This is a genomic window from Bdellovibrio sp. 22V, assembly GCF_030169785.1.
GTDB lineage: Bacteria > Bdellovibrionota > Bdellovibrionia > Bdellovibrionales > Bdellovibrionaceae > Bdellovibrio.
Genome location: NZ_CP125854.1, coordinates 2852086 through 2875924 on the forward strand (window position 1 = coordinate 2852086; position 23839 = coordinate 2875924).

Annotated in this window: 21 protein-coding genes; 9 read left to right on the forward strand and 12 right to left on the reverse strand. The window is 47.1% G+C overall.

The genetic code is table 11. From position 1 onward, the window contains the following. Positions 1 to 121 precede the first annotated feature (121 nt). On the forward strand, positions 122 to 1726 hold the full coding sequence (locus QJS83_RS13785) for an FAD-dependent oxidoreductase (protein ID WP_284605556.1): 1605 nt from the start codon (positions 122 to 124) through the stop codon (positions 1724 to 1726). On the opposite strand, the gene QJS83_RS13790 is transcribed toward QJS83_RS13785, so the two are convergent. The 4 genes from QJS83_RS13790 to QJS83_RS13805 form a co-directional block, all read right to left on the reverse strand. Next, positions 1723 to 2931, reverse strand: coding sequence for a hypothetical protein (locus QJS83_RS13790; protein WP_284605559.1), 1209 nt, complete (start codon positions 2929 to 2931; stop codon positions 1723 to 1725). The genes QJS83_RS13785 and QJS83_RS13790 overlap by 4 nt on opposite strands. Beyond that, positions 2928 to 3365 carry a pentapeptide repeat-containing protein gene (locus QJS83_RS13795; RefSeq protein WP_284605561.1) on the reverse strand — a complete coding sequence of 146 codons (438 nt, stop codon included), beginning with the start codon at positions 3363 to 3365 and terminating at the stop codon, positions 2928 to 2930. The genes QJS83_RS13790 and QJS83_RS13795 overlap by 4 nt, the downstream gene beginning before the upstream one ends. A 3-nt stretch (positions 3366 to 3368) precedes the next feature. After that, positions 3369 to 5408 carry an autotransporter outer membrane beta-barrel domain-containing protein gene (locus QJS83_RS13800; protein ID WP_284605563.1) on the reverse strand — a complete coding sequence of 680 codons (2040 nt, stop codon included), beginning with the start codon at positions 5406 to 5408 and terminating at the stop codon, positions 3369 to 3371. A 161-nt stretch (positions 5409 to 5569) separates the two neighbouring features. Further along, positions 5570 to 6202, reverse strand: coding sequence for a hypothetical protein (locus QJS83_RS13805; RefSeq protein ID WP_284605565.1), 633 nt, complete (start codon positions 6200 to 6202; stop codon positions 5570 to 5572). A gap of 82 nt (positions 6203 to 6284) precedes the next feature. Here QJS83_RS13805 and QJS83_RS13810 point away from each other — a divergent pair, with 82 nt between their 5' ends. Then, positions 6285 to 6911 carry a hypothetical protein gene (locus QJS83_RS13810; protein ID WP_284605567.1) on the forward strand — a complete coding sequence of 209 codons (627 nt, stop codon included), beginning with the start codon at positions 6285 to 6287 and terminating at the stop codon, positions 6909 to 6911. Here the strand turns inward: QJS83_RS13810 and QJS83_RS13815 are convergent. From QJS83_RS13815 to QJS83_RS13825, 3 genes are read right to left on the reverse strand one after another with little or no spacing between them, the layout of a single operon-like run. After that, entirely contained in the window at positions 6901 to 8169 is a 1269-nt protein-coding gene (locus QJS83_RS13815; protein ID WP_284605569.1) for an outer membrane protein assembly factor BamB family protein, read from the reverse strand. The genes QJS83_RS13810 and QJS83_RS13815 overlap by 11 nt on opposite strands. Continuing rightward, positions 8166 to 9317, reverse strand: coding sequence for a hypothetical protein (locus QJS83_RS13820; protein WP_284605570.1), 1152 nt, complete (start codon positions 9315 to 9317; stop codon positions 8166 to 8168). The genes QJS83_RS13815 and QJS83_RS13820 overlap by 4 nt, the downstream gene beginning before the upstream one ends. Continuing rightward, on the reverse strand, positions 9314 to 9862 hold the full coding sequence (locus tag QJS83_RS13825) for a pentapeptide repeat-containing protein (protein ID WP_284605573.1): 549 nt from the start codon (positions 9860 to 9862) through the stop codon (positions 9314 to 9316). Before QJS83_RS13825 ends, QJS83_RS13820 begins: the two co-directional genes overlap by 4 nt. 75 nt (positions 9863 to 9937) lie before the next feature. On the opposite strand from QJS83_RS13825, the gene QJS83_RS13830 reads away from it, so the two are divergent. After that, positions 9938 to 13270: an Ig-like domain-containing protein gene (locus QJS83_RS13830; protein ID WP_284605575.1), complete on the forward strand. Its 3333-nt coding sequence runs from the start codon at positions 9938 to 9940 to the stop codon at positions 13268 to 13270. On the opposite strand, the gene QJS83_RS13835 is transcribed toward QJS83_RS13830, so the two are convergent. Then, the gene (locus QJS83_RS13835; protein ID WP_284605577.1) at positions 13271 to 13786 is read right to left on the reverse strand and encodes a hypothetical protein; all 516 of its coding nucleotides are present in this window, start codon (positions 13784 to 13786) and stop codon (positions 13271 to 13273) included. Between the two features lie 64 nt (positions 13787 to 13850). Further along, complete coding sequence (locus QJS83_RS13840) at positions 13851 to 14303, reverse strand: OsmC family protein (RefSeq protein ID WP_284605580.1); 453 nt, start codon at positions 14301 to 14303, stop codon at positions 13851 to 13853. Between the two features lie 137 nt (positions 14304 to 14440). On the opposite strand from QJS83_RS13840, the gene QJS83_RS13845 reads away from it, so the two are divergent. Next, the gene (locus tag QJS83_RS13845) at positions 14441 to 14842 is read left to right on the forward strand and encodes a BON domain-containing protein (protein ID WP_284605582.1); all 402 of its coding nucleotides are present in this window, start codon (positions 14441 to 14443) and stop codon (positions 14840 to 14842) included. A gap of 13 nt (positions 14843 to 14855) precedes the next feature. Continuing rightward, complete coding sequence (locus tag QJS83_RS13850; protein WP_284605584.1) at positions 14856 to 15425, forward strand: quinol:electron acceptor oxidoreductase subunit ActD; 570 nt, start codon at positions 14856 to 14858, stop codon at positions 15423 to 15425. A gap of 64 nt (positions 15426 to 15489) precedes the next feature. Here QJS83_RS13850 and QJS83_RS13855 read toward each other — a convergent pair whose 3' ends face one another. Together QJS83_RS13855 and QJS83_RS13860 are read right to left on the reverse strand one after the other, a co-directional pair. Further along, the gene (locus tag QJS83_RS13855; protein WP_284605586.1) at positions 15490 to 16266 is read right to left on the reverse strand and encodes a DUF4423 domain-containing protein; all 777 of its coding nucleotides are present in this window, start codon (positions 16264 to 16266) and stop codon (positions 15490 to 15492) included. 122 nt (positions 16267 to 16388) lie between these two features. Next, entirely contained in the window at positions 16389 to 16706 is a 318-nt protein-coding gene (locus tag QJS83_RS13860) for a KH domain-containing protein (RefSeq protein ID WP_284605588.1), read from the reverse strand. Between the two features lie 370 nt (positions 16707 to 17076). Here QJS83_RS13860 and QJS83_RS13865 point away from each other — a divergent pair, with 370 nt between their 5' ends. Then, complete coding sequence (locus tag QJS83_RS13865) at positions 17077 to 17808, forward strand: DUF4423 domain-containing protein (RefSeq protein WP_284605589.1); 732 nt, start codon at positions 17077 to 17079, stop codon at positions 17806 to 17808. Between the two features lie 214 nt (positions 17809 to 18022). Continuing rightward, positions 18023 to 18505: a hypothetical protein gene (locus QJS83_RS13870; protein ID WP_284605591.1), complete on the forward strand. Its 483-nt coding sequence runs from the start codon at positions 18023 to 18025 to the stop codon at positions 18503 to 18505. On the opposite strand, the gene QJS83_RS13875 is transcribed toward QJS83_RS13870, so the two are convergent. Further along, the gene (locus QJS83_RS13875; protein WP_284605593.1) at positions 18502 to 21648 is read right to left on the reverse strand and encodes a sulfatase-like hydrolase/transferase; all 3147 of its coding nucleotides are present in this window, start codon (positions 21646 to 21648) and stop codon (positions 18502 to 18504) included. The two genes, QJS83_RS13870 and QJS83_RS13875, sit on opposite strands and share 4 nt — an antisense overlap. A gap of 239 nt (positions 21649 to 21887) precedes the next feature. Between QJS83_RS13875 and QJS83_RS13880 the strand changes: the two genes are divergently transcribed. Next, complete coding sequence (locus tag QJS83_RS13880) at positions 21888 to 22688, forward strand: type II secretion system protein (RefSeq protein ID WP_284605595.1); 801 nt, start codon at positions 21888 to 21890, stop codon at positions 22686 to 22688. Further along, positions 22679 to 23743: a type IV pilus modification PilV family protein gene (locus QJS83_RS13885; RefSeq protein ID WP_284605597.1), complete on the forward strand. Its 1065-nt coding sequence runs from the start codon at positions 22679 to 22681 to the stop codon at positions 23741 to 23743. Before QJS83_RS13880 ends, QJS83_RS13885 begins: the two co-directional genes overlap by 10 nt. Positions 23744 to 23839: the final 96 nt, after the last annotated feature.

The window sequence follows — 23839 nt, forward strand, 5'->3', positions numbered from 1 at the left end:
AAAATTCATCGTGTTGTTCTGTGGAATTCGGGCCGCAGTGTTGTTTTTATACATAGGAACTGGACCCCAACTGCGAAGGTGAAGGTCTTTTCCTATGATGGAGTTTTCAAGGAGTTTTAAGATGGCTACGAGTGCAAAAGTCAGCGGCCCCAACTTCGCGCAAGGAATTTCCGAGGACAGTCTTCTTGATGGCGAAACAATGCTTGGCCACGTTGGTGATGAACCTGTTTTACTTGTTCGCCAAGAAGGAGAATATTTCGCAATCGGGGCCGTATGCACCCACTATGGCGGGCCCTTGGAAAAAGGCACAATCACGGGCAGGGAAGTACGTTGTCCCTGGCACCATTCCTGTTTTGATATCCGCACGGGGGAAGCGTTGAAGGCTCCCGCTCTTAACCCTGTCGCCGCCTGGCATGTGGAAGTTTGTGAAAACAAGGTCTATGTCACCGATAAAAAAGCCCCCGTTATCAAACCGCGTTTCGGGACGGAGTTTCACCGTCACGTGATTATCGGTGCCGGGGCCGCCGGGATTTCAGCGGCCGTCATGTTACGGCGTCAGGGATTTCAAGGCACGATTACGGTGGTGAGCGAAGACAAAGCCTTGCCTTACGATCGCCCCAACTTATCGAAAGACTTTATGGCTGGGAATGCCCCGGAAGAATGGATTCCTCTTTATCCGCCAGAGTTTTATCGCGAGAATAAAATTCATCTGGAACTTGGAGTTGTAGCCGAGAAAATAGATGCTCATCGCAAACACATTCTCTTGTCGAATGGGAAAAGTCTTCTTTATGACAAATGCCTGATCGCGACCGGAGGACATCCTGTAAAACCGCCGATTCCCGGGATCGACAAAGATCATATTTATTTTTTAAGGACTCTGCAGGATTGCCGGCGTATTATTGCTCGCACATCGTGGGCTGTGCGCGTAGTGATTATCGGAGCCGGATTTATCGGTCTTGAAGTGGCGGCGTCTTTACGCATGCGAAATATGGAAGTGCACGTTGTTGCTCCAGAGTCGATGCCCTTAATGGGGGTCGTCGGTGTCCATGTCGGAAGTTTTTTAAAAAAGCTGCATGAGGAACACGGAGTGCACTTTCATCTCGGCTATCACGTGAAGGAAATCCGCGATCGCAGTGTTGTTCTGGATAACGGTCAAAGCCTTGACTGCGATTTCGTCGTCGTGGGCACGGGCATTCGTCCCAACACGTCATTGGCAGAACAAGCCGGTTTAAAAACGGATCATGGAGTTTTAGTGAATGAATATCTAGAGACAAGCTCCTCGGGTATTTTCGCTGCGGGAGACATCGCCAAATGGCCTGATCCGCGCAGTCAGCGACTGATTCGTGTCGAACATTGGGAGGTGGCGGAACGGCAAGGGCAAGTGGCGGCGTTAAACATGCTTGGAGACCGAGTTAAATTTGACGACGTGCCATTCTTCTGGACAACCCATTATGACGTGTCCCTGGGATATATTGGCTTTTCGGACCGCTTTGATCGCATGGATGTGATCGGTGACATTGATAAAAGAGATTTTGCCGTCGCTTACTATGAAGATCAAAGAGTCGCGGCTTTGTTGACGGTGGGGCGTGATCTTGAAAACCTGCAAGTAGAAGAGGCGCTAGAGCATCTTGATGACAAACGTGTGCATGAAATATTTCGGGAGTACGAAAGAAGAGCTTTCATGCAGCACAGGGAACGGCCTAACTATACAGAGCCAAGTCCTTAGGGCCCTTCTTCACGTACCAGCTTGTTGATCCATGCATTGGGAAAGAAGCTGGAATATCCCAGTTTGTTTTCACAGACGTCCGTTGCTGAAACGAGGGGACGCCACTCCTCCGTTCTTTCAGAACGCACTGGGAGCATGAAGTCCACTTGCACGATTTCCGGGTCGTGTTTGACCCACGCACAGATATTTTCCGTAAGGCGCCAGTACACCATCGCATCACAACGAGTTCTCGTCATCAGCCACGGCGGTTGCAAAGGCAATTGCTCTTGGCTTTGGTTCTTTTTCCAGAGAGTCAAATGCGGCTGGCACTGCACGCGCCCATCGTACATAATCATGGCGTACATGCGACCCTCGCCCGTCAAAGCCGCGTCGCCTGGAATTAAATATTGCGGAAGCTGCAAACCGATAAATAGCACTGTTAAAACGACGCTGATCTTGCTGGCAAAGACACGGCGGAAAGTTTCTTTAAAACCTAAAGGCGGCTGGGCCGGCCGCGTGATAAGCAGAACACCCAAAAGAAGCAACATCACCGAGGGGTAAAAGAAACGCGTTAAATGCCACGAGTACAAGTGAAAAATAACGAGCTGAACAAATAGAAAATAAAACCAACGTTCTTTTTTGGCGAAGAGAAGAAAAATCAATCCAAGTTCGAGAACCAGCACATACCACACACCCACGCGTGTAAGGAGCGGCGGCAAAAGAGTGTCGTTGATCGCGGCCCCACTGAGCCAATTCATATCAAGCTTCAAAAGTCCTGCGGTGAAATAAATCAAAAAAAACACAACGGGCAGGGCCAGAACTCTTTGCGGCACCAAGAGGAAGCACAGAGTGATTACGGTTGGAAGATAGTGATAGTTTCCGGTCAGGCGGTAGTCCTGCAAAATGATTGCGACCTTGAATAAAGTCAGCGCCCAAAGCAGAACGACGCCCCAACGAAATTTCTTAAAGGCCCAGCAACCGATAGCAATTACAGCGATAAGTCCGTAAGCCGAAAGCAGGATATTCAGAACTTGTTCTGAGGGTTTGAATTTCTCACAGGCTGAAAATATCGGCCAGCACACCGAAGGTGTCGAAGGGGATAAAATCCAGTGCAGGGGACGCTCGCTCAACCAGAAAAACAAAGTGAGCAAGTGCTCGGCGCAAAGAATGGCTCCGACCAAAAACAGTTGCGGAAATTTTTTAAGTTCTTGCAGAAGGGAATTCATAGATCCTCCTGCATTCCAAGGTTGCGGGCTGTTTCTTTGCTGAAGGGAAGTTTGGTTTTTGTATTGAACTTCGCGCCTTCAAGGCGAGCGCCATATAAAAGTGCCTGGGACAGATCACTACCTTTGAGATTTGTGTCGCGCAGATCAGCGAAACTTAAGTGCGCGTGACTGAGATTCTTATTAGAAAGGTCCTGACCTTTTAGAACAACAAAAGGAGCAAAAAGTTTTTCCTGCAAGATAATCTCAGAAGCGGGGAACGCCGGAACAACTCCAGGGTTAAGAATCGGAATGGCAGGAGTGAAACTTTGTTCTTTTGTGGGGAACTGCAAGTGATTGAATTTAGGCCTTTGAAAAAGAAGCTGACCCCAAGGGGTCAGCTGACTTACTAAAACGAGAAGAATGATAGAGAAATAATAGAGGCCCAGTTTCTTCATTCTTTAGAAGCCGTCTCCGTCGCCATCGCAGCCGACATTTTCGACAGCGCCGACGTTGTTAATACCGCCGTTAAGGCATTGGTAAAGCGATGTGATACCGCAAGATGGTGATGCCAGATAAACTTGCCCGTGCTGGTAACCACCGCAAGAAACCCCTGCAGCAACAGCCACGTTATTCACTGCTGTAATACGACCTTGAGCATCGACGTAGAATTGCGGAACGTATTGACCGTTACCATACCACCCAGCTCCAACACCTGTGTTCGAAAGGCTGAGTGAGACGTCACCAGCTCCGCCGCCGCCCCAAAGACCCGTACCTGCCCAAACCGCCGTGATGTCACCACCCGAGTTGTTATCGGCTTGCGGCACCCATTGACCGCCATCCCACTTAAGAACTTGGCCGACACCAGGGCCCACGTTAGCAACATAGCGTCCTTGGATTCTTTGTACAGACGTAGAACTTTGTCCGCCAGTCACATCTCCTGAAAGAGCGCCGTAAAAGCCCGCCGCATTTCCAGGAATATTGCCAGTCACCTTAGCGCCAGAGACAGACGCGATTTTTGCGTCGGTCACGTTGCCGTCAGCGATTTTGGCCGTCGTCACGTTTGCATCCGCAATTTTTGCCGTTGTCACTGCCAAGTTTGCGATCTTAGAAGTTGTTACATTCGAATCAAGAATTTTTGCCGTCGTGACGGCGTTGTCGGCAATCTTTGCCGTGGTCACATTGCCATCGGCAATTTTAGCAGTTGTCACGTTGCTGTCAGCGATCTTCGCTGTCGTCACATTACCGTCGGCGATTTTAGCCGTCGTCACGTTACTGTCTGCGATCTTTGCCGTCGTGACATTGGCGTCAGCGATTTTATCCGTAGTGACGTTGCCATCAGCAATCTTCGACGTCGTAATATTGGCATCCAAGATTTTCGCTGTTGTCACGGCATTATTAGCTAAATCCGCAGTGACGATTGTGCCATCCAGGATTTTTACTGAGGTGATCGCTGAATCGACAATCTTGTTGGTGCTGATCGCGCCATTGGCGATCTTATTAAATGTAATCGCACCATCGGCAATTTTTGAAGTGGTGACGGAGTTGTTCATCAGCTTATCTGATGTGACGGCCTCATCGCCTAATTTCGTAGTCGTGATCGCGTTATCGGCGATTTTACCACCTGTCACGGCGCCATTTGAAATATCCGCTGTTGTAATCGAACCATCGACAATCTTATCAGAACCAACACTGGAATTATTCGCAGTCGTTACATCCTGCCATTGGCCGCCGACAGAAACTTGCACGGTTTGTGTCGTTTCATCATATCTCATCAAACCGTCGCGGGCCGGTGTTGCGGAACCATCCGACGAAGGAATACCGATCGTTCCCGTCGCCGGCGCGCTCGTTGACGGATTCAACATAGAAACCAATCCATCAAAGTTTGCAGGCAGTAAAAGACTTTCGAGTTTTTCCTGCGTGATGTTTGCAGACTTCATCAGGAAGTCCGCGGCCTTTTTGCCTTCCAAGGCAACGGCATTTTCAGCTTCAAGCGAGTAAGGCACAGAACGCAGATTAAAGTCAGGAGACAGTGCAACTGTCTCACTGCCGACAGTAAAGCTTACGCGCACTTTACGGCTGTCACCAGCTTGCGGAGCATAACTATTATAAGAACTCGCACACTTTGTGAGTCCTGTGATCGCACCGGAATTTTTTAAGACTTTGTTTAAAGGAAGACTGTGGCCTACGGCAACGGAAGTCGCACCGGCTTCATTCGCGCCAATTACAAAGTTGATCATCCCTTTACTATTGGTCATGTTCACCGTGCGATTTTCTTCAAAAAGCACACAGGCTTCAGGACCGGGCGAAAGAACTTTGATATTAAAAGAGACGCTGCTGTCTTCTAACGGCAAACCGTCGGGCTGAATAATCCGACCTTGAACCGTGAGGCCTTGGGGAACTTCCGTAAACGAAACCTGCGCACTCGCAGTACTCGCCACGGCAAGAAGAGCTGTCATCACAACACTATGAAGAGCTATTTTTCTTTTTGTGCCTACCATAAGTCGTTCCTTTTTTAACAATACGTTCCGGGAAAAAGGGGACACTTTTTAATTTCTGATACCTATCTTATCGGGTAATTCCCCGAAAAAATTTACGGGTACACCGCCTGATTGCGAGAAATTACTCTTATTGTCTCTGGTTGAAACACCCGCAAGACCTACTAACGCGAGGAAGCCTGTATATTCGCGCGGCAGTTCGCGGAGAGCTCGGCCATCTTTTTCTTCAAACAGGGAAAGTAATGTCTCAGCTTGGGATCACAAAATCTTTGAATGTCAGAACCGCATGCTTTTCTAAATGTATCTTGAGCTGCGCGAAGCTGCCCAAAGCAGGCGCCCGAAAGTTCTTGTTTCTTAGCGCGCAGACAAGCCATCGGGTGTTCAGACATATACTGATTTTCCAAACAAAGTTTTTCATAATCATCACCGCAGGCGGGCACGGCTTTTAATAAAGTATGTTTCGCCTCTTCAGGCTTGATCGGCTTTCTGGCGTCATACTCAGAATCGTACTCTTTCGGTGTCAGGTATTTTGCCAAAAGAGCGTTCGCCTCCGCCGGTGTTCCTGTCTTTTGCTGTGGTGGCGCCGCAGGAGGTGGCGGTGGAGGTGGAATTTGCGGCTGTCCTTTATATAAGACAGGCGTCTTCGCCATTGCAACCGGCGAGGGCGGCTGTTGTGAGGAAACTGTGTTTTCAACGGCGCTCGGTTCTTTTTGAAACAAGCGCACGGCAATAAACGCGGATGTCATCGACACCGCGACGGTGAATATACCAAAAAGAAGCACGTTCCGGAAATTCATGACATCTTTATCGGTCCTTTACTGAAATTCTAAAGAAGATGTCGGTTTGGGCCGATAAAGCTCATATTAAACGGAGGCAAGCATGTACCGGTACGTTTTGGCTGTGCTCTCTATAACATCAGTCTTTATATTAACAGGTTGCGGTCTGGAAGCTTCGTTGGAGAGCTTAGGTCTCACGAGTCCTAAACTTCCCCCAGGTATTGAACTTCCCAAACGACCCGTGACTGGTGTGGTCACTGATGTGAGCAAATCAGATTTTAAAAATACGGAAATCGTCGTGGGCCAACATGGTCTGGCAGACGGCACAACGGAACTTTTTGTCGTCATTCGCTTGATGAACTCTGACAATACAGTGATTCAAGGATATCGACCTGACTACTCGATCACCAAAGGCACAGGTGTGATAGAAACCGATTGCAGCGTGAGCGACAGTTTCGGCGTTTCAATATGTTCGTTGCGCTCGCATGATGCCGGTATTAAAACGATGGAGCTCAATAACATCGCCGACCATCATGTAGAAACAGACTTGGTGTTCGACGCTCCAACAAAAGAACAAACCGTCGTGGACAATTCCGGCGGAGACGTTGGCGAAGCAACAAGTCCTTCGGGCTGGAAAATGACAGCGACGGTAGGAACGCAATTCGATAAAGCTTCGGCGGAAGGCAACGGCTATAAATTTAAAGCAGGGCCTTTAAGTTCTATTGAGTAAAAACCAAAAGGCCGTTGTCGACGGTCGATAATAAAAGATGATTCTTATAGTAAATAGGGGAGGCGGAAAAAGAACTCCCCATTTCTATTTTCTGAAGGACCTGACCGGAATTTAAGTCCTGCACGCACAACGCCGTTTCCGCGCAAAGGAAAAGAACAACCTCTTGATTTGCATACTGCAAGATCAGTGGACTTGCTTGCGCGCGTGATTCTTTGTTTGCAATCGGCGCCGACCAGAGGGTGCTTCCGGTTTTTCTGTCGACAACAAAATTTCTGCGATAGCCGGTAACGGCGATCTTTTGACCGTCGGCACTCAGCGATGGACAACTCATGGCCCCGTCATCTAAAGCCACTTTCCATTTTTGGACGCCCGAGTTCGCATCCAGTGCATAAAGATATCCGTCCCAGGAAACGAAGAAGGCTTGATCATCATAAATACTTGCCGCGCACTTAATATCATCCTTCGTGGCAAAGGACCAAAGCGGTTCCCCGTTGGTGCGGGCGAAGGCTTTCATTTCCCCGGTGTTGGATCCCATCAAAAGACTTTTGCCATCGCTGCTCAACGCCGGAGATGCATGCGGGTGATTGCCGATAAAGGGGGACGTCCACAACCACGCTCCAGTTCGAGCATCGAGCGCAAGTAAAAATCCATCAGGATCACCAAGTTCTATCCCGACGTAAAGAACACCTTCGTGCATGAATGGGGATGAACCGACGGTGATTCCGGCTTTGGTGATCCAGCGAATCTCGCCGTTTTCTTTATTGAAGGCATAGATGTAACCGGCGTAATCTCCGACATAGACAGTGTCTTGATCGGTGAGCGGTGTCGAGTGAAAACCCTTCGCACTGACTTCATCATAAAATTGCCAACGCAAACGGCCTTCCCAATCGTAAGCCCGCAAGAATCCGGTGTCGTCGGCGATATAAAATCCGCTTTCATCCGCAGCCGGGGAACTTTTGCTGGCGCGATGAATACCGGTATTTAGATTTTCAACTTTCCATTTCAACTGAAAATTCTTAAACAGAGGTGCAGAGCTTTGCTCCCAGCCTTGACGTTGCGACCCTCCACGATACGTCGAGAGCGGCGAGCGCGTGGAAAGCTCGCTGACGGCGTATTCAATCGTCGCGCCTTGGATGGGATGCTGGAGTTTTACAAAGCTAAGATCCGGTTCTAAAAGCGGCAGCGTTTTCAATTCAGCGCGCACCAGAAAAGCGACAACAATAAGACAGTAGACGGCGAACAGAGCTTTTATTTTCATAAAACCTCCGCCCATGGCAAGGCACGGGGATCTTTGCTGCAGACGTCTTTGATAAATAATCTGGTTGTGAACTTATCCGCCGTTGTTCTGCGCGACTGCAACCAGAAATCAAATTTTTCAGAGGAGTCTCGGCAGACGTTGTTAATTTGCGCAAGGAAAATAAGCGGATCGCACTGAGTCCGAACGGAAGGCGCTTTGATAAACGGATTGTAGACTTCCATGGCTCTGGCCTGATGACGGATCAACAAGGTTTCGCATTCTACGCGGGCATCAAGCATATTCAAAGATAAAATGCGGGGCGCCCCACTGGTTGCGGGATCTCCGGCAATCGCTGTGGGAATGATTTGCAAAAGTAATAAAACCGCGCATGCGATCGAAACGCTTTTCTTTTGCAAAGTTCCCCCGGACAGAACCGCGTCCCAGGATTCTTTGTAAAGCGGAATGAGCACGAAGATTCCCAAGAGCAAAAACATTGTCAAGGGATAGAAGTATCCGACGATGTGCCAGGAAAAAATATGAAATAAAACAAACTGAGCCAGCACCGACCAGCGAATCCATCTGTTGGCGGAAAATAGGCCAAACACCAAGATGCACTCCAAGACCACTGCATAAAGCAAACTCAGATGCTGTAAAACCGGGGGAAGGAAGCTGGGAGTGATCAGAGCGACTCCAGAAAGCCACTCCGGATCGAATTTCAAAATGCCAGCGCCCCAATAAAAAATGCCCAGGAAGAAAGGGATGATGATTTTCTTGTGCGGTAAAAACAAGAAGGCCACATGCGCGAAGAAACTCATGTAGTGATAATTTCCCATCAAGCCATAGGACAGAGACGTGAAAAAGATTTTCACAGCCAGTAAAAGAATTAACGCGATAAAACCCCAGCGGCTTTTATTAAAAAAGAACAGACCTGCGCCAACAACTCCCAAGAGAGCATAGATTTGTAAGAAGTTGGCGGCGGAAATCGTGTTTGCAAAACGAAGCTCGTTACAAAAAGGAGCCAGGGGCCAGCAAAGGGGCGTACCGATTTCAGAAGCCTTCACGACAAGATCCAAAGAACGATCCATCCAGAAGTACGCGCTTAAAACATGTGTGAGGCTTAAAAGACCGCCATAAACCTGCAGAGCTCTCGAAGACAGAATTTCTCTCATTGCGACTCCTGCAGGACAATCACACGGATGTTCCATTTTTTAATTTTTTCAGGATCCAGTTTTGCCGCACTTCGCGCATCCATAGAACAGTTCTGAAAACGGCTCGACACAAAATCAGCGCGGCTCAGGTCAACATTTATAAAGTGCACATTCTTGAAAACGCTCGAAACAAACCGAGATCCGTCGAGCTTGCTGTTACGAAATTCCACATTGTCCAAAAGACAATGGGAGCATTTGAAACCGGAAAGATTGCTGTCTTTAAACTCGACGTCCAGGATTTCAACGCGTGAACCGCGAACACCTTGAAGCTGCGAACGAAGCCATTTTGTATTGCGTAGAGACACTTGAAACCAAGTCCCTTCAAGAAAAGTGCTGTCTTTAAAAGTGGCGTTAATAATTTGCGCCATCGCTAAGGGCTTCTCTTTGAAATCGAATCTTTCATGGATCTGGCCGCTGAGAGGGGATGGGCTTAAAGACGCTCCTAAAGTCGTCGGCGGAGCGAACAAGAGGCTAGAGAAAAGTCCAAAATAAACAAGAATTCTCATAATGAAACAATCATGACAGTTTTTTAAGTCCAGAACAATCCAGATTTTCTGTGTAATTCCGATAAGTAGAACGTGATGCTTGTACGTCTATCTTTGTATATCACAATTCTCGCTCTTACCGGGTGTATGAACGCCCGGCTCGATGTCTTTAGTTCTGATCTTAGAAGCACGGCTGCGCTGAATCCAGCATATAAATCTTCCGATGTCATTCCGGTACGCTGGCAAACGGCGAGTGGAAACATGTCTCCTGATTTTCTGCGCTTGGAATACTCCGACGACGGAGGAATGACTTGGACAACAGTAGAGTCGAGCTTATCAAATACGGGCTCTTACGATTGGAACGTGTCGGCTTTGACTGAACAAAGTTATAAAGTGCGACTTGTTGCGGTTATTCGCGGCACGGAAGAGATCGTGGATCTTGGAAGTTTCATTATTGATGACCAGACTCCTGTGATTGGTGCCAATCAAACTATTTCCGTAACTGAAGATACGGTGCAAAATTTTACGTTGAATACGCCGACGGAAAATGACCAGTTTCACATTGTCTTCATGACGACGCCGACAAAGGGAACTCTTACGGGATGTATTGCGAATTCGGCGGTCCTGAATTGTACATACACTCCGGATGCAGATAATGAAACGGATGATTCTTTCACCTATAAAATAGTCGACCGTGCCGGCAACGAATCTGTTGTGGCGACGGTGACTTTAGACATTCAGCCTGTGAATGACGTGCCTGTGATCAATACGCTGGCGTGTGCGTCTTCAGTCGGAGAGAACATTCTTTATTCGTGCACGATTGCGGCAACGGATATCGACTTACCTTCGCCCTTGACCCTGGCTTATTATCTTGATGCCACGACGACGTGCGGAGGCTGGCTGTCAATCAACTCTTCAACCGGAGAAGTCAGCGGGACCCCCACAGCGGCTGAAGTGGGTACTACATGTAATGTCGACGTTTACGCTGAAGACAATGTCGGTGGTCAGAGTGCACGCTTCTCATGGAGTATTTCGATCACCAACTCTCCGCCAATCATTAATGTCACGGGAGCTCCTTTTAGTATTTCCGAAGATGCGGCTTTGGCTGTTGTTATTCCTGATGCTAATATCTCTTCTATCGAAGAAGGTGGCGGCAGTGTTTATAGTTTGGTGGCGCCGACAGTCGCGGGCGACAAGTGTGAAGATCATGCGATGGCTCCGGCTGCGACAAATCTGACTATCGATGCGACAACGGGTGCTATCAGCTTTAGGCCGGCGGCTGACTATCAGGGAACATGTCAGATTCGTATTGCTCTGACAGATACGTTCCCATCCACGGGTTATGCAGATATTGCGATCACTGTGAATAACGTGCAGGACGTTCCTGTCGTATCCAGCAGTCTTGCGCCTTGTTCGGCAACGGCGACGGAAGATGTTGCGTATACTTGCACGATTCCTGTGACAGATCCTGATCCAGAAAATTTAACGGTGACAAGAGACGCTGCGGACACGTGTGCGTGGATCACCGCAACTCCGTCTGCCGACGGACGAAGTGTGGCAATCTCGGGAACGCCTGTGAATGCGAATTTCGGTCCGTGCACTTTAGCGATCAAGGCGACAGATACTTTGGCTGCTTCCGATACCGAGTCTTTGGTTATCTCTGTGGTGAATGCAGCACCGACTTTGACGATCGGTGTTCCTGATGAGTTGACGGAAGATGATCCCGCGTTTGCCAGCGCCAGTGTTGAAGTCTTGGCGGATGCGGATGTGACTTCGCTTGACGAAGGTGATGGAACTTACGCGCTTGTTTTCACAGGTCTATCGGGCACGGCGTGTAATGACGCTTCTGTTGTGGCGACTCCGGCAACGGATATCACGATCAATGCGACGACGGGCGCTGTTAGCATTAAACCCTTGGCACAATATTTCGGAAGCTGTTTTGCGAAAATCAGTTTCGATGACGGCAACGGTGAACCGAACTCGGTGCTGGAACAAGAAATCGAGATTATCGTAAACCCTGTCAACGATGCGCCAGCGATTACCGCGATTCCGACAAGTCACGAGATTCTTTTGAATCCTTCGGGCACGACAAATTCAAATTTCGATTTGACAGTTGACGTGGGGCCGCCGAATGAAAATGCCCAGAATTTAAATTTGGTTTGTACAAATTCAAATCCATCGCGGTTGACGGTCGATTGTTCACAATTACGCACAGGTGATGGAACAATGACGGTGTATTTGACTGCGACGGCAGGGCTTGACACAAGTGCGGTTGTTACGGTGAAAGTTCAAGATGACGCCGGTGGTACGTACGAGTCGACGGTAGCGACCGTCAACGTTACGATGACGGATGCCGTTGTGTTGCCTGCGATTGCCTCAGATGAAGCGAACTATAATATTTATGCGACGGCGAATGCGCAATATGGCGCGGCCGTTGCTGGATCGACTCGTACTTTCGTGGTCACTGTCAACAGTGGCGCCAAAGTCTATAGTACAAATCCTGCTCTGCCGGCGATGGAGACTGGAACTCTTGCCACGGGAGCGCGCGTTCGTTTAATCAACAACGGTCAAATTATTGGCGCAGCAGGAGCGGGCGGGAGTGCCGCGACGGGAGCGCCAGGCTCTTTACGTCAAGGGCAAACAGGCGGAACCGCGTTTAAAATTTCGAGCATGTTGGCGAATGTTACGATTCTCAACAATGGCGTGATCTATGGTGGTGGCGGCGGCGGCGGACGCGGTGGAACTAACAACTCCGACGCGGGAGCGGGCGGTGCCGGAGGCGTGGGTGAAGGCGCCTTCTCGACGGCGCAAAACGGAGCGGCCGGTGTCGGTGGAATTCTTGGTGGTGGCAGCGCGAGCAGTACAGCTGCGGGAAATACAGAGACGGGCGACTATGCTCCTTCTAATGGTGTTGCGATAATTAACGGAAGCGCAGGCCAAGGTGGTAGCACATGTTTTGTCGGCTCCGCTTTGGGTAATAATCCAGGTGAGGCTAAATTCGGCCGCGGAGGATTCGGTGCAGGCTTCGGCGGTGGTGCCGGTGGCTGTGCGGTTCAGTATGGCGGCGGCGGCGGCGGCGGTTATTTTGGTGGTGGCGGTGGAGCCGGCGGTTTAGCTGATAATAACGATGCGGGAAATTTAAATACAGACACGAACGGATACAACGGAGGACACGGTGGGGCCGCTATTGAAGTCCCCAACTCAGTCACTGATCCGAGCGGTATCAATATCGTGATTACTCCTGGCGGAGGCAGTCAGATCGCGGGAGTTGTCTGGAATGATATTTCTGGATTTTATTTAACGACGATTTCGAATGACTCGGATGTCGACAGTCGCAGTATGGGGTTCTCTCCGACGGGCGCACAAGATGTCAATGCTCCCGCCGGTCTGGTTCTGTGGAACAACGGCCGCGGCAAAGCATACCGCTAATTACATTTTCAAATGCAATTGTCCTAAAGCCTGATCAAGATTTTTAAAGAACAAGCTCAGGCTTTCTTCATAAGCTTTCGTAATGTCCGTGCCCATTTTAAATCCAAAAGGATGGCGGAGTTCATAACAACCGCTGGCTTCGGCATTGAGTTTCGCTTTCTTGGGAATAATCAAAGAACCGGAAATACGCACGCAGCCCTCTTTAAACTTATTCATTTGCGTGTCGTGAATGGAAACAACTAAAGAGTTTGCACCCGATGCTTGAACCGTGATTTTCTCTTTGGCCAGGGCTTCAGTGATAGCTTTATTCAGTTCCGCACGCAGTTCTTCCGAGTTGTTTTTAAACTCTGGTTTGCGCTCGTCGATAATACTTAAAGAAAGAGTCCGTCGCTCCAGTCCACTAAAGGGCGGCACCTGAATTTTTGCAGCATCCACTGCGGGAACATCTTTGATGGATTTGCCTGTCATCGCACAAGCGGAAAGAAGAAGACACGAAAGTAAAAGAGAAAGTCTCATGCTGGTTTCCTTAAGAGTGTTTTCCTAAAGTATGCAGTAAGACCTTCTCTTTTGTAAATAGTCATTAATGAGACGCGCTAGTGCTGTGCAATGACGGATGAAAATCGATATCCAGAGTGATTTCCATATTCAACGCTTTTGAAACGGGACAGTTTTTCTTAGCATCCTGCGCGATCGCTTCAAAAGTTTTGGCGTCGACATCGGGAACCTGTGCGCGCAGTTTCAATTTTGAAGAAGTGATTTCAAAACCTTCGCCTTTTTTTGTGAGGGACACCGTTGCGGAGGTTTCAAGGCTGTCAGCGATAAAGCCTTTTTTTGCTAACGCTCCGGCAAGAGCCATAGTGAAGCACCCGGCATGAGCCGCACCGATCAACTCTTCCGGATTTGTACCGGGAGTATTTTCAAATCGTGTGGCAAATGAGTATGGTGTGCTTTTAATTGCGCCACTTTCTGTCGAAAGTTCGCCTCGGCCATTTTGTAAATTTCCTCTCCAGATTGCAGTCGCTCTTCTATCCATAGTTCCTCCTGTGAACGGCAATTGTATGACGGCATCCTGGAACAAGAAAGACCGCCGCAAAAATACAAAGATGCAAACTTACATCTAGGGAAAGAACTCGGAGTCGTAATAACCTGGCTTAAGAATCGGAGGACAATATGAAAGTGATGACATTGATGTTGGCATTGCTATTGGTTCCCGCGCTAGGATTTGCCAAAGGGACCAGTCAGACGTCGCAAACAGGCAGTACGATGAATAAGGCCAGCGATGAAGCCGCCTCCATGGAAAAAGACGCCATGGACAGCTCTCGTAAAACGGCCATGGACCAGGGGAAAACGGAAAAAGACACCGCGTTGACCCGCACGATTCGCGAGCGCATTAACGCCGATAAATCTTTATCAACGCGAGCGAAAAATATCACCATTATTACAAATAATGGAAAGGTGCTGCTGAAAGGAACCGTCGCGTCTGATCAGGAGCAAGCGAAAGTAGAAGAAATTGCGAAGAAAACCGCGGGCGCACAAACCGTGACGAATCAAACTGATGTAGCAACGGAATAAAACGGAGGAACACATGCCAAAACAAGGAAGAAAAGTTGTTTTTGGAATTTTCCAAAACAGAATGAGTCTTGAAAACTGTGTCAACAATTTGAAGGCGGAAGGATTTCGTCCTGAAGACGTTTCGGTGTTGATGCCGGATAAAGGCGACACCAAAACTTTCGCTCATGAAAAAGGAACGAAAGCTCCAGAAGGTGCGGCCATTGGAGGCGGCACAGGAGCGGTGCTTGGTGGCACATTGGGATGGCTTGTCGGAGTTGGAGCCGTGGCAACGATCCCAGCTTTGGGACCTTTGGTCGCGGCCGGACCGATCATGAGTGCGCTTGCCGGGCTTGGTGCCGGAGCCGCCGTCGGCGGAGTCGCGGGTGCTTTAGCGGGCATCGGTATTCCTGAATACGAAGCCAAAAGATATGAAAAGATGGTCAAGGACGGCGGTATTCTTCTCTCTGTTCACGTGGATGACGAAGAGTGGGAAGATAAGGCTGAAAGAGTTCTTGAAAATGCTGGCGCCAAAGATATTTCTAACTCACGCGAGGTGAGTCAGAAATCGGCTGGCAGCAAGACGGATCGCTATCATCATCCCTAGTTAGACTTGGGCTGAAGAGAGCGAAGGAGGCGGCCAGGAGTCCTGGTCGCTTTTTTTTAATGTCTTAAGGGTCATCCGGAATCGTTTTTGTGACCGGGACGAAATTGACGTTAAGTAAAAACACTTCCTTTTTAGAGACGTTGGCTCGTCCCAGATACTCCTCGCACTCGCGAACAAACGAAAGAGATTTGGCCAGGATATAATCTCTATCCTCTTCCGAGGCCGCCACAAGCAAATAACCACACGAAATCTTCTCTAAAGGTAAACTGCTTACGGAATTACCAACAATTTTGAGAAATTCGTTGTGAGTTCGAAGCATAGATTCACGGCTGCTGTCGTCGGCGAACTTAATCTGGTTACTATGGGTAGGAATGAGTTTGTTAAACTGATTTCGTTTAATGGCTTCGATCTTAAGCAAATCTTCAAGGGCTTGCGTCGTCTCTGCAATTGAAATTCCCAGTCTTTTTGCTATCCAAGCCGGGTCTTCACAAAAGTTCTCGGTCTGCATAAGCTCCAAAATGGCGATGTGAAACCAGCTTGATAGTGGCGCTCTCAAAGCCGAAGTGTCCACGTGAAATGTCGAGAAGCTGGTGTAATTTTGATTGTCCAAAAGTTGAAGCAGTTCTTCGTTTTGGGCGAAGGCAGCTTTTAGTTTCGCCATAGTCTTCGCCGAGATTCGTCTTTTTCCTTTGAGAATTTCATTGAGAGTTGTGCTAGTCAGGCCGATTTGATTTGCGAAGGCCCTTTGGGAGAAGCGGGGGTTTTTTTGTTTCTTGTGTTCAATAATACGAGCAAGAAACTCTTTAATGTCATACTGAAGTATTTTACCAACGTTGCTCATCTTAGACTTTCTGAAAATTCAAATCGATAGTCAGAAAATTTTTTTACAATCTTTCAATGTGGTTTACTAGAGTAGAAAAAATTTTGTGTTCTGATTTAATCAGAACACCTCTCGAGTCAGTGTTATCGATCCTGTCTATAGTAAGGAATTTCAATAACTGATCTAAGTCCCTTCTTGGCCATAATTGATGCAATCACGTGTCGAAGACCCATGATGTTTTTTCCGCCGGCTCCGATAAGTCGGCTAATGGCTTCTTTGCTACAGTCGACAACAAAAACCGTTGTTTTTTCTCCTACAGAAAATCGAACACTGACACTTTGAGGGTCATCCACCATTCTCTTAATGATGCCTTCCAAAAGAGTTCTTGTTTCTTCTCGCAATTCAGTGGATGGATCCGCGTTTCTTTTGTGGAAGACAGGTATAACTTTCGCCTCTGACATGGAATTCTCCAGTATATGAGTATTAATTTAGTATTACTCTCGGACGAAATTGATTCTTAGAAAAGGTTATTAAAGTAAAGGTACTGTGGCAAAGCGAACAAAACGTTCTGCTCAAATTAGAATCACGGGCGTCATAATTCTCGAATTACTGTTCTATTTTTCAGAACATCTCTAAGCAAGGCATGACTTTTTCTGAATTGAGATGTTCTGAAAAAACAGAACAGTAAAAAATCTCATAAAGATTCCGGGTCTCGCTCTCCTTCTTATTTGTCCGCTAAAATATTTATACAGGGGGGTGTTTACGGATTTGCATTCTCCTGACAAGCACATCTTACTTCGGTTTTTTCTGATCGTTTAAAAGGGGACTTGAGTGGAAGGACTATCGGACGTATTGGATCTAGATATAAGAGAGTTTCTGCAAAATTTGATTCTTTTAAAACAAAAACGAAATCCAAGATTTTCCCAAAGAGCTTTCGCTCATCAGCTAGGTTTTTCGCCGTCGAGTTTGAACGAAATTATCAAAGGTAAGCGGGGGCTTTCCAAGAAAAGCCGCGAAAAACTAAAAGCGGGTTTGGCTGGAGACAAAGATTTTGAACAGTATCTTTTAGAGCATCGTAAAGACCTCATTGAAATGTGGCATCTTCGCGTGTTTTTAGAGTTGGTCGGAACGGAAGGTTTTCACGAAGACCTCAAATGGATTTCAAGAAGACTCGGTGTTACGGAAGACCAGGCGGCCATCATGTTGGACGAATTGCTCCGTGATAGAAAAGTGCAAAGAAATTCTGCCGGAAAATTAGTGGCCGTTGCCTCGCGGGCATTTTCACCACTCGCGGAGGTGGCTCCCGAATCCGAACAAAAAACACAAGACGAAATCGCAAAGCTTTCACAAGTAGTTAAAGAGGTTCCATCACAGGACTGTTTCTTTGGCACCGTCGTCGTTGCGATAGATCCCAAAGACTTTGAATACATTCGAGCGAAGATGGTCGATGTTATGAAAGAACATCAAAGTTTCCTTAATCGCGACGGGGTGAAGCGACAAGAGGTGTATCAGCTCAGCTTTGGTTGTGTACCGCTCACAAAAAAGGTTTCCGGAGAGGCCTAAGGAAATATACTTCCAGTAAGAGCGTTGGCAGGGAATGCGATCAAAAGCTCGCATGTGTCCTATATATTAGATTTGGTGATCGCTTTTCTCTGGTTCTTTAAAATGGGAACAGATAATGGTCTTAGAATAAAAAGTCTACTTCCTCCACTCACTGAGTTTATTAAAATAAGTTTAGGCCTCTATATCCCTGCTATACGATGAGGCCTGAGGGGTTATGGTAAAACGAGGTGAGCTGTATGATCTGGATATCCGGGACTGTCTTGAAAATCTGATAAAGGTCAAAAAAAAGCGCAACCCAAGGTTTTCCCAGCGTGCTTTTGCAAATCTGTTGGGGTTTTCAGTTTCGACATTTAACGAAATCCTTAAAGGCAAGCGTCGCATTTCGCGCAAGAGTATCGAAAAGATCGAAAAGGGCTTGTTCGACGATCAAGACTTAAGAGCGTATATCTCTGAATGCACTAAGGCTTCATTTTTGAGATGCTCTGCAAGTGATGGACAAGGAGTTCTTGCTACGACGCAGTTCTTTGAAACGTTGGTCTTAGCTATGGATCCATCGGAGTTTGAACTGATCCGCTCCCGAATTATGAATATAATAGAAGAATCTAAGGACTTTTTGCATAGGGATGAAGCGAAACGCCAGGACGTGTATCTGCTGAGCTTTGGATGCGGTCCTTTAACAAACAAAAAGGCTGCTTAAAAATATATCGGGTCGCGATAAAATTTTTCTTTAAACGATATTGCAAACTTTCTTAAGCTTTCCTCATTGAGATCGTCGAGGGGAGGAAAAGCCTTTTGAATGAAGAGATGTCGCTCGTCTTCCCTCAGAGTTCTTTTGAGTGAGATGCAAAGTTGCTGATTCTTTTTGTCCTTGCATAAAAATTCTTGCAGACGTTTCTTGAAAAATGAAACCTCGATGTCATAAACAGGAATCCCAGCAATATACGGGTACTTAAAAAGCAGATTTCGGAATGACAGCAAACTGAGTGATTCAGATTCTCTTGTTAGAAATTGCAGGCGTCCCGCAATAGAATAAAAGAAAGAAAATGGCAGAGTTCCTTCGTCCATTCTTTTAATGGCGTCTATAAATACCAGATTTTCAGATTTCCGCTTAAGAGACATGTAATATGCGTAATAGTAATTCGTAAGCTTGAGAGTCATTTTATATGATATTTCGGCGTGGTAAAGCTGATCCAGCTCTTGTTTAAGGCGATGTGAATCGGCGAAGTGCAGCTGATAAATTTGCGCTGTTTTAAACATTTGCTCAAAAGACTCTCGAGCCTCATGAGCTGCCATTTTATCCAAGATCATGTTTCTTTTCAGTGAATCGGCTTCAAGATAAAAAATTTCATTTAAATGTATGAAGTCCAATCGGCGTTCAGCAAAGTCTTCAGTGATTGTTATTTCGGAATCCTCTTGGGATTCCTCTTCAGAGGAGAAAGTCTCCAGTGATTGCTCCAGCTCAATATTGAGTACTTGCGCACACCCTGGATTCATTTCCGGCGTCTTCATATATTCGTCTTTAATAAACAACAGGCTTTCAGGAGTTTCAGTGCCGATTTTATTCGAACAAAGAGTAAAGAGCAGCCGGCGCGCCTTTGCCGCGACAGTAGACGATTCAGGGCTCTCTTTTAAAATTTTTTTTAGAAGTTCGAAGCCAGATCGGTAGTCATGCCATTTGTTTATACAAGTACTTGCGGAAAATAGCAGATGCCATTGACGGGATTCCAGATGGCTACCAAGATTTTCGTTAAATAGGTCCGGAGTGTTGCAGGGACCTAAACGGGAGTATCCCGAAAAATCAGCTGTCATGTAGAGAAGCATTTCCGATTTCATTTTCGTGGCGATTTTGGGAGATGAGACTTTTATATCCATCGTGCATTGCGGGTCGTTTTTACTGTAACATAAAAAATCCTGAAATCCATAGAAGGTAGGATACACGATGTATCTGTAATCCCGCCAATTCAAGACGCGTTGTTTTTGCAAGATGATCGCGGGAAGATGCGAATCTTGAATATAAAGAGTGTCATGTTTTTCATCGTAGGAAAGCATAGGGGCCAGATCCGTCAGCGGTGTCGTAACGAATTGAAGGTTGAAGGTGCGAAACGGCCATAATCCGGTTTCAGAGTAGTACATTTTTTCGCTCTGTGAGGCTGTTTTTAAAAGTTCCAAAACGGACGTACCATCACCCCGTTCCGAAACGGACGAAGCGGGGATTTTCAAGTAATCTAATAAAGTAGGAGCAACATCAATCAAACCCACGTTTTGTAGAATTGGCCGTCCCTGCCACTGCGGAAAGCTCATATGAAGAACGGCTTTTTCAGAATCGGCGCCAAAAAGAAAACTTCCACCATGCTCCGGTTTTTTTTCATAAGGATATGTGCTTGCGGGATTCCAAAAGTTTTCCCCGTGATCGGAAAGGAGTATGACGACGGAGTTATCAAGAAAACCTTGCTTGTCGAGAGCTGCGAATACCGGATTTAGATATTCCTCGACGAGCATATCGATACCTTTTGTATAAATATGCGAATTGTGTTTTGAGCGGGCATTCCACTGTCCCGCCGACATCTGTTCAAGAGTTAAAAACTTGGAGGTGTACGAAAACGGAATTTGCGTGACTTGATCTAAATTATCCTGAGGGTAATGCGGATAAGGGAAGATGCCAGGCCAGTGAACCGAGCAGGTATGCAGATAGAGAAGCTGGCTTTCTGATTGCTGTGCCACTTTCGAGATTTCATCTAAGGTTTTCTTTGTAAAATTGTTTACGTGATAGGCATATGGAAAAGACGTGTTGTCTTTGATCTCAGGTAAAAACAAATGGCCTAAAGGATTATTAAAAAGAGCAAAGATGGTCTTACTTTTAAAAAAAGTTGAAATGAAAACATTTGCGACCGAGTAGACGGGGGCTTTAATCGTATCGATGGCTCGCCCTGGACGGTGGTTGCTATACTCCATAACGTCCATCAACATAGTCGTTTGAAATCCTGCATTCTTCAGATCCAAAATAGCTCCCTGATCCAGAATGTTTTTTCCGGAGGGCGCGGGATGCGACAGATTCGTTCTGATGTGGAGATTGTGCGGGGATTTGCCCGTTAAGATAGAGGTCATTGCAACATGCGTCTGTGGCAAAGGAGAAATGGCATTCTGAAAATGAAAACTCTTTTGCAAATACTTTCTGAACGACGAATTAATTTTGGCGTGAGCCGGAAAATTGACATCCCCGCGAATGGAGTCCGTCGTAATTACGATGATGTGGGGATGCGATGTCTGTTTCAGGCTCGTAGATCCCGCTTGAAGGACCGCCTCGGTTTTTGCGTCATTGCTATAATTTAGTACAGCGAAAAAAGCGCAGATAAGAGGTATCGTGAAGTAGGCTTTTCGAGAACGGGATTGAGCCAGAATGATGGCCTTATAAACCAAGAAAAGTCCCAGCAAGTTTGCAAAGGCCATAGGAAGCCATGGATGTTTAAAAATTCTAACGGCTACAATCGCAGTTTGAATTGTAGAGAATTCATCGAAAATTTGTGGCGTGCGCAGGGTGAGAAAAATAAAAACATAGATATACAGCGAAATATAAACCCCAAGCCTCTTTTTAAAATCGAAAACATAAACATACAGCTCTGAGAGGGCTCCTAATAGACAATGCAGAACGAAGACGCGAATAAAAAAATAAATAACGATGAGATGAATCGTAAAGCCGGTGTCGGCAAGAAGGCCACGGAAGCGAACGATGTCTTTAACTCTGTAAAACAGATAAATCACGTCGAGCATTTCGAGCGAAAATGTTATCGTCGCAAAAAGAAGAACAGATTGAAGACGGGAAATATTCAATTTAACGGTCATCCTGTTGCCTATCGGCAGTACCTGCAGTTGCTCAAGTATCAATATGGGAAGCTTCGCAGGGGAGGGCAGATTGTGTTCTATATTATCCAGAACAAAATAGGACGGTCCTCACAGTCCTATTTTAGGAGATCTGCGTTCTGAATTATTCAGAACAATAATTTATCCGGGGACTCTTCTCGCAAACCGAAAATCTGTCGAAGAAACAATATCATTGTTAGTCGATAATAGAGAGGGGAACTATGAATGATCGAGGGTTTTCACTCGTACAGGCACTTGTGGTTCTTGGAGTGATGAGCTTGATCAATCTCGGCACCATTACAGTGATGCAGAGAAACAACCGCACCAATCATGAAATCAACATGAAAGCCAATGTCTTGGCAATGCGCCAGAATATCGTGGCACTTATAGGAAATCAAAACTCTTGGGCACAAACTTATGCCGTGAATTTCAGTATGATGTGTCGCTCCCCAGGGCAAACGTATTGCAATCCGAACTCAACGCAAGTCACACCTATTAAACTTATGGATTCAGGAGGAAATGTCGTTGTCGATACAGTTCCGACAGCGGGCTTTACATTGCAAGGAGAACCCTGCAATCAGTATTCGCCCACGGGAAACGACGCTTGTCCGCTGCGGGTTGAGGTTTTTTGGCGCGCAGGGTGTACGCCAGCCACTTGTTCGAATGCGGTCGTCGCTTCAGGACGGATTCTCGCTGAAGAGTTCGTTTCGCTTAGATTCACGTACTCGCCGTCTTCTTCGGAGAGAAAGTTTTCCTTTAATTCGTTAAATTATAATCTTGTGGAACAAAGCAGGATGCGTCTGCAAAACAATGCATCTCCGTCAGTTATCTGTGGAGATCAAGGCAAGATTTACGTGGGCACGGGACGAACATTCCGAGGTTACTCTTCCGATTCTCTAGGCTGTATTGATTACGCCGCGTTTTTTGGTGATAAGGGCGACACGGGAGCTATGGGGCCTACGGGACCTATGGGCCCAATGGGGCCGATGGGACCGGCGGGGGCAAGTGTTACATGTCCATAAAGAACCGATCTGGATTTTCTTTAGTCGAATCGCTTGTGGGACTTTTTATTTTAACGGTTTCCGCTGGGATTATGCTGAGTATCGCCAAGCTGCAGTTTTACAGTCAGAAAGAAAACGTGGATTATGCTTCCATAGTTTCTTTGCGCGAATCTATTATTGCGACAGTAGCCAGCCAAGAAGCGTGGGATAAAACCAAATCTCTGAATCCGGGAATGGCTTGTTCCCTGACTTTTCCTTCCACATGCGCTGACAATCAAATCCGTGAAGTAAATATTTACCGCAGTGATGGCAGCTTGTATGTCGGCAGTTCAAATCCAAGATATGGTTTTACGGCTGACGGGAAACCTTGCGCGACTTACGGCTCTGCGAATTCTCCCTGCCAAATCAAGGCGCGTGTTTTCTGGAAGAATGTTTGCGTAGCCACATCCGCGCAAGGCTGCCGATACCCGAGTGATCAGCTGAGTGTTTTATTTTATTCAAGACACGAGAGCTTTAAAAAATATGCGGACGCACAATTTCGCTTACGCCGTTTTGATGTTTTATCAATGAACCGACACAGTTTCGGCGTCAATAATTCACCCGTTGCGAGCTGCTTGGCAAAAGGTCCTTACATATTCATTGGATTTGGGAAAACCTTTAATGCTCCCAGCGGAGGCGTTGCCAGAGCAGACGCCGATGGTTGCGTGAACATCAGCTTTTTTAAAGGGGCAAGGGGAGATACGGGACCACGAGGACCGATGGGACCGAGAGGACCGCAAGGACCGCCGGGCCCTCCGGGTGTGATATACACGGTGGCGGGTCCACCTTCACCTCCACCATGTACTGCGTTTGGTTGTCCACCGGCACCGACGCCAGTTCCGACACCAACACCAACTCCAACGCGACCGCCTGGTAAATGGATTTGCCCCGGTAACGATCAGAATAATCCCAACGAATGGCTTCCATATCCTGAAGATATGCGCCTTTTCCCCTCTCTTTATAGTCAAATTTGTGGCGGAGGACTCGGGGGAGGCGAAGGTGGTGATGGCGGCGCTGGTGGCGGAGCCGGAAGTTAAGACACGCTAGTGTTAAGTAAGCGTTCGGGATTTCGTTCTGGATTATTCAGAACGCTATTTTGCCAAATTATTCAAATGCTCGACTTCAGTGACCGA

What these genes read in the sequence shown, in the direction of transcription:
- QJS83_RS13880 (WP_284605595.1), top strand. Translation starts at nt 21,888, where the DNA reads ATGAATGATCGAGGGTTTTCACTCGTACAGGCACTTGTGGTTCTTGGA.
- QJS83_RS13815 (WP_284605569.1), bottom strand. Translation starts at nt 8,169, where the DNA reads ATGAAAATAAAAGCTCTGTTCGCCGTCTACTGTCTTATTGTTGTCGCT.
- QJS83_RS13885 (WP_284605597.1), top strand. Translation starts at nt 22,679, where the DNA reads ATGTCCATAAAGAACCGATCTGGATTTTCTTTAGTCGAATCGCTTGTG.
- QJS83_RS13840 (WP_284605580.1), bottom strand. Translation starts at nt 14,303, where the DNA reads ATGGATAGAAGAGCGACTGCAATCTGGAGAGGAAATTTACAAAATGGC.
- QJS83_RS13830 (WP_284605575.1), top strand. Translation starts at nt 9,938, where the DNA reads ATGCTTGTACGTCTATCTTTGTATATCACAATTCTCGCTCTTACCGGG.
- QJS83_RS13785 (WP_284605556.1), top strand. Translation starts at nt 122, where the DNA reads ATGGCTACGAGTGCAAAAGTCAGCGGCCCCAACTTCGCGCAAGGAATT.
- QJS83_RS13835 (WP_284605577.1), bottom strand. Translation starts at nt 13,786, where the DNA reads ATGAGACTTTCTCTTTTACTTTCGTGTCTTCTTCTTTCCGCTTGTGCG.
- QJS83_RS13875 (WP_284605593.1), bottom strand. Translation starts at nt 21,648, where the DNA reads ATGACCGTTAAATTGAATATTTCCCGTCTTCAATCTGTTCTTCTTTTT.
- QJS83_RS13825 (WP_284605573.1), bottom strand. Translation starts at nt 9,862, where the DNA reads ATGAGAATTCTTGTTTATTTTGGACTTTTCTCTAGCCTCTTGTTCGCT.
- QJS83_RS13845 (WP_284605582.1), top strand. Translation starts at nt 14,441, where the DNA reads ATGAAAGTGATGACATTGATGTTGGCATTGCTATTGGTTCCCGCGCTA.
- QJS83_RS13805 (WP_284605565.1), bottom strand. Translation starts at nt 6,202, where the DNA reads ATGAATTTCCGGAACGTGCTTCTTTTTGGTATATTCACCGTCGCGGTG.
- QJS83_RS13800 (WP_284605563.1), bottom strand. Translation starts at nt 5,408, where the DNA reads ATGGTAGGCACAAAAAGAAAAATAGCTCTTCATAGTGTTGTGATGACA.
- QJS83_RS13855 (WP_284605586.1), bottom strand. Translation starts at nt 16,266, where the DNA reads ATGAGCAACGTTGGTAAAATACTTCAGTATGACATTAAAGAGTTTCTT.
- QJS83_RS13860 (WP_284605588.1), bottom strand. Translation starts at nt 16,706, where the DNA reads ATGTCAGAGGCGAAAGTTATACCTGTCTTCCACAAAAGAAACGCGGAT.
- QJS83_RS13820 (WP_284605570.1), bottom strand. Translation starts at nt 9,317, where the DNA reads ATGAGAGAAATTCTGTCTTCGAGAGCTCTGCAGGTTTATGGCGGTCTT.
- QJS83_RS13870 (WP_284605591.1), top strand. Translation starts at nt 18,023, where the DNA reads ATGGTAAAACGAGGTGAGCTGTATGATCTGGATATCCGGGACTGTCTT.
- QJS83_RS13850 (WP_284605584.1), top strand. Translation starts at nt 14,856, where the DNA reads ATGCCAAAACAAGGAAGAAAAGTTGTTTTTGGAATTTTCCAAAACAGA.
- QJS83_RS13810 (WP_284605567.1), top strand. Translation starts at nt 6,285, where the DNA reads ATGTACCGGTACGTTTTGGCTGTGCTCTCTATAACATCAGTCTTTATA.
- QJS83_RS13790 (WP_284605559.1), bottom strand. Translation starts at nt 2,931, where the DNA reads ATGAATTCCCTTCTGCAAGAACTTAAAAAATTTCCGCAACTGTTTTTG.
- QJS83_RS13795 (WP_284605561.1), bottom strand. Translation starts at nt 3,365, where the DNA reads ATGAAGAAACTGGGCCTCTATTATTTCTCTATCATTCTTCTCGTTTTA.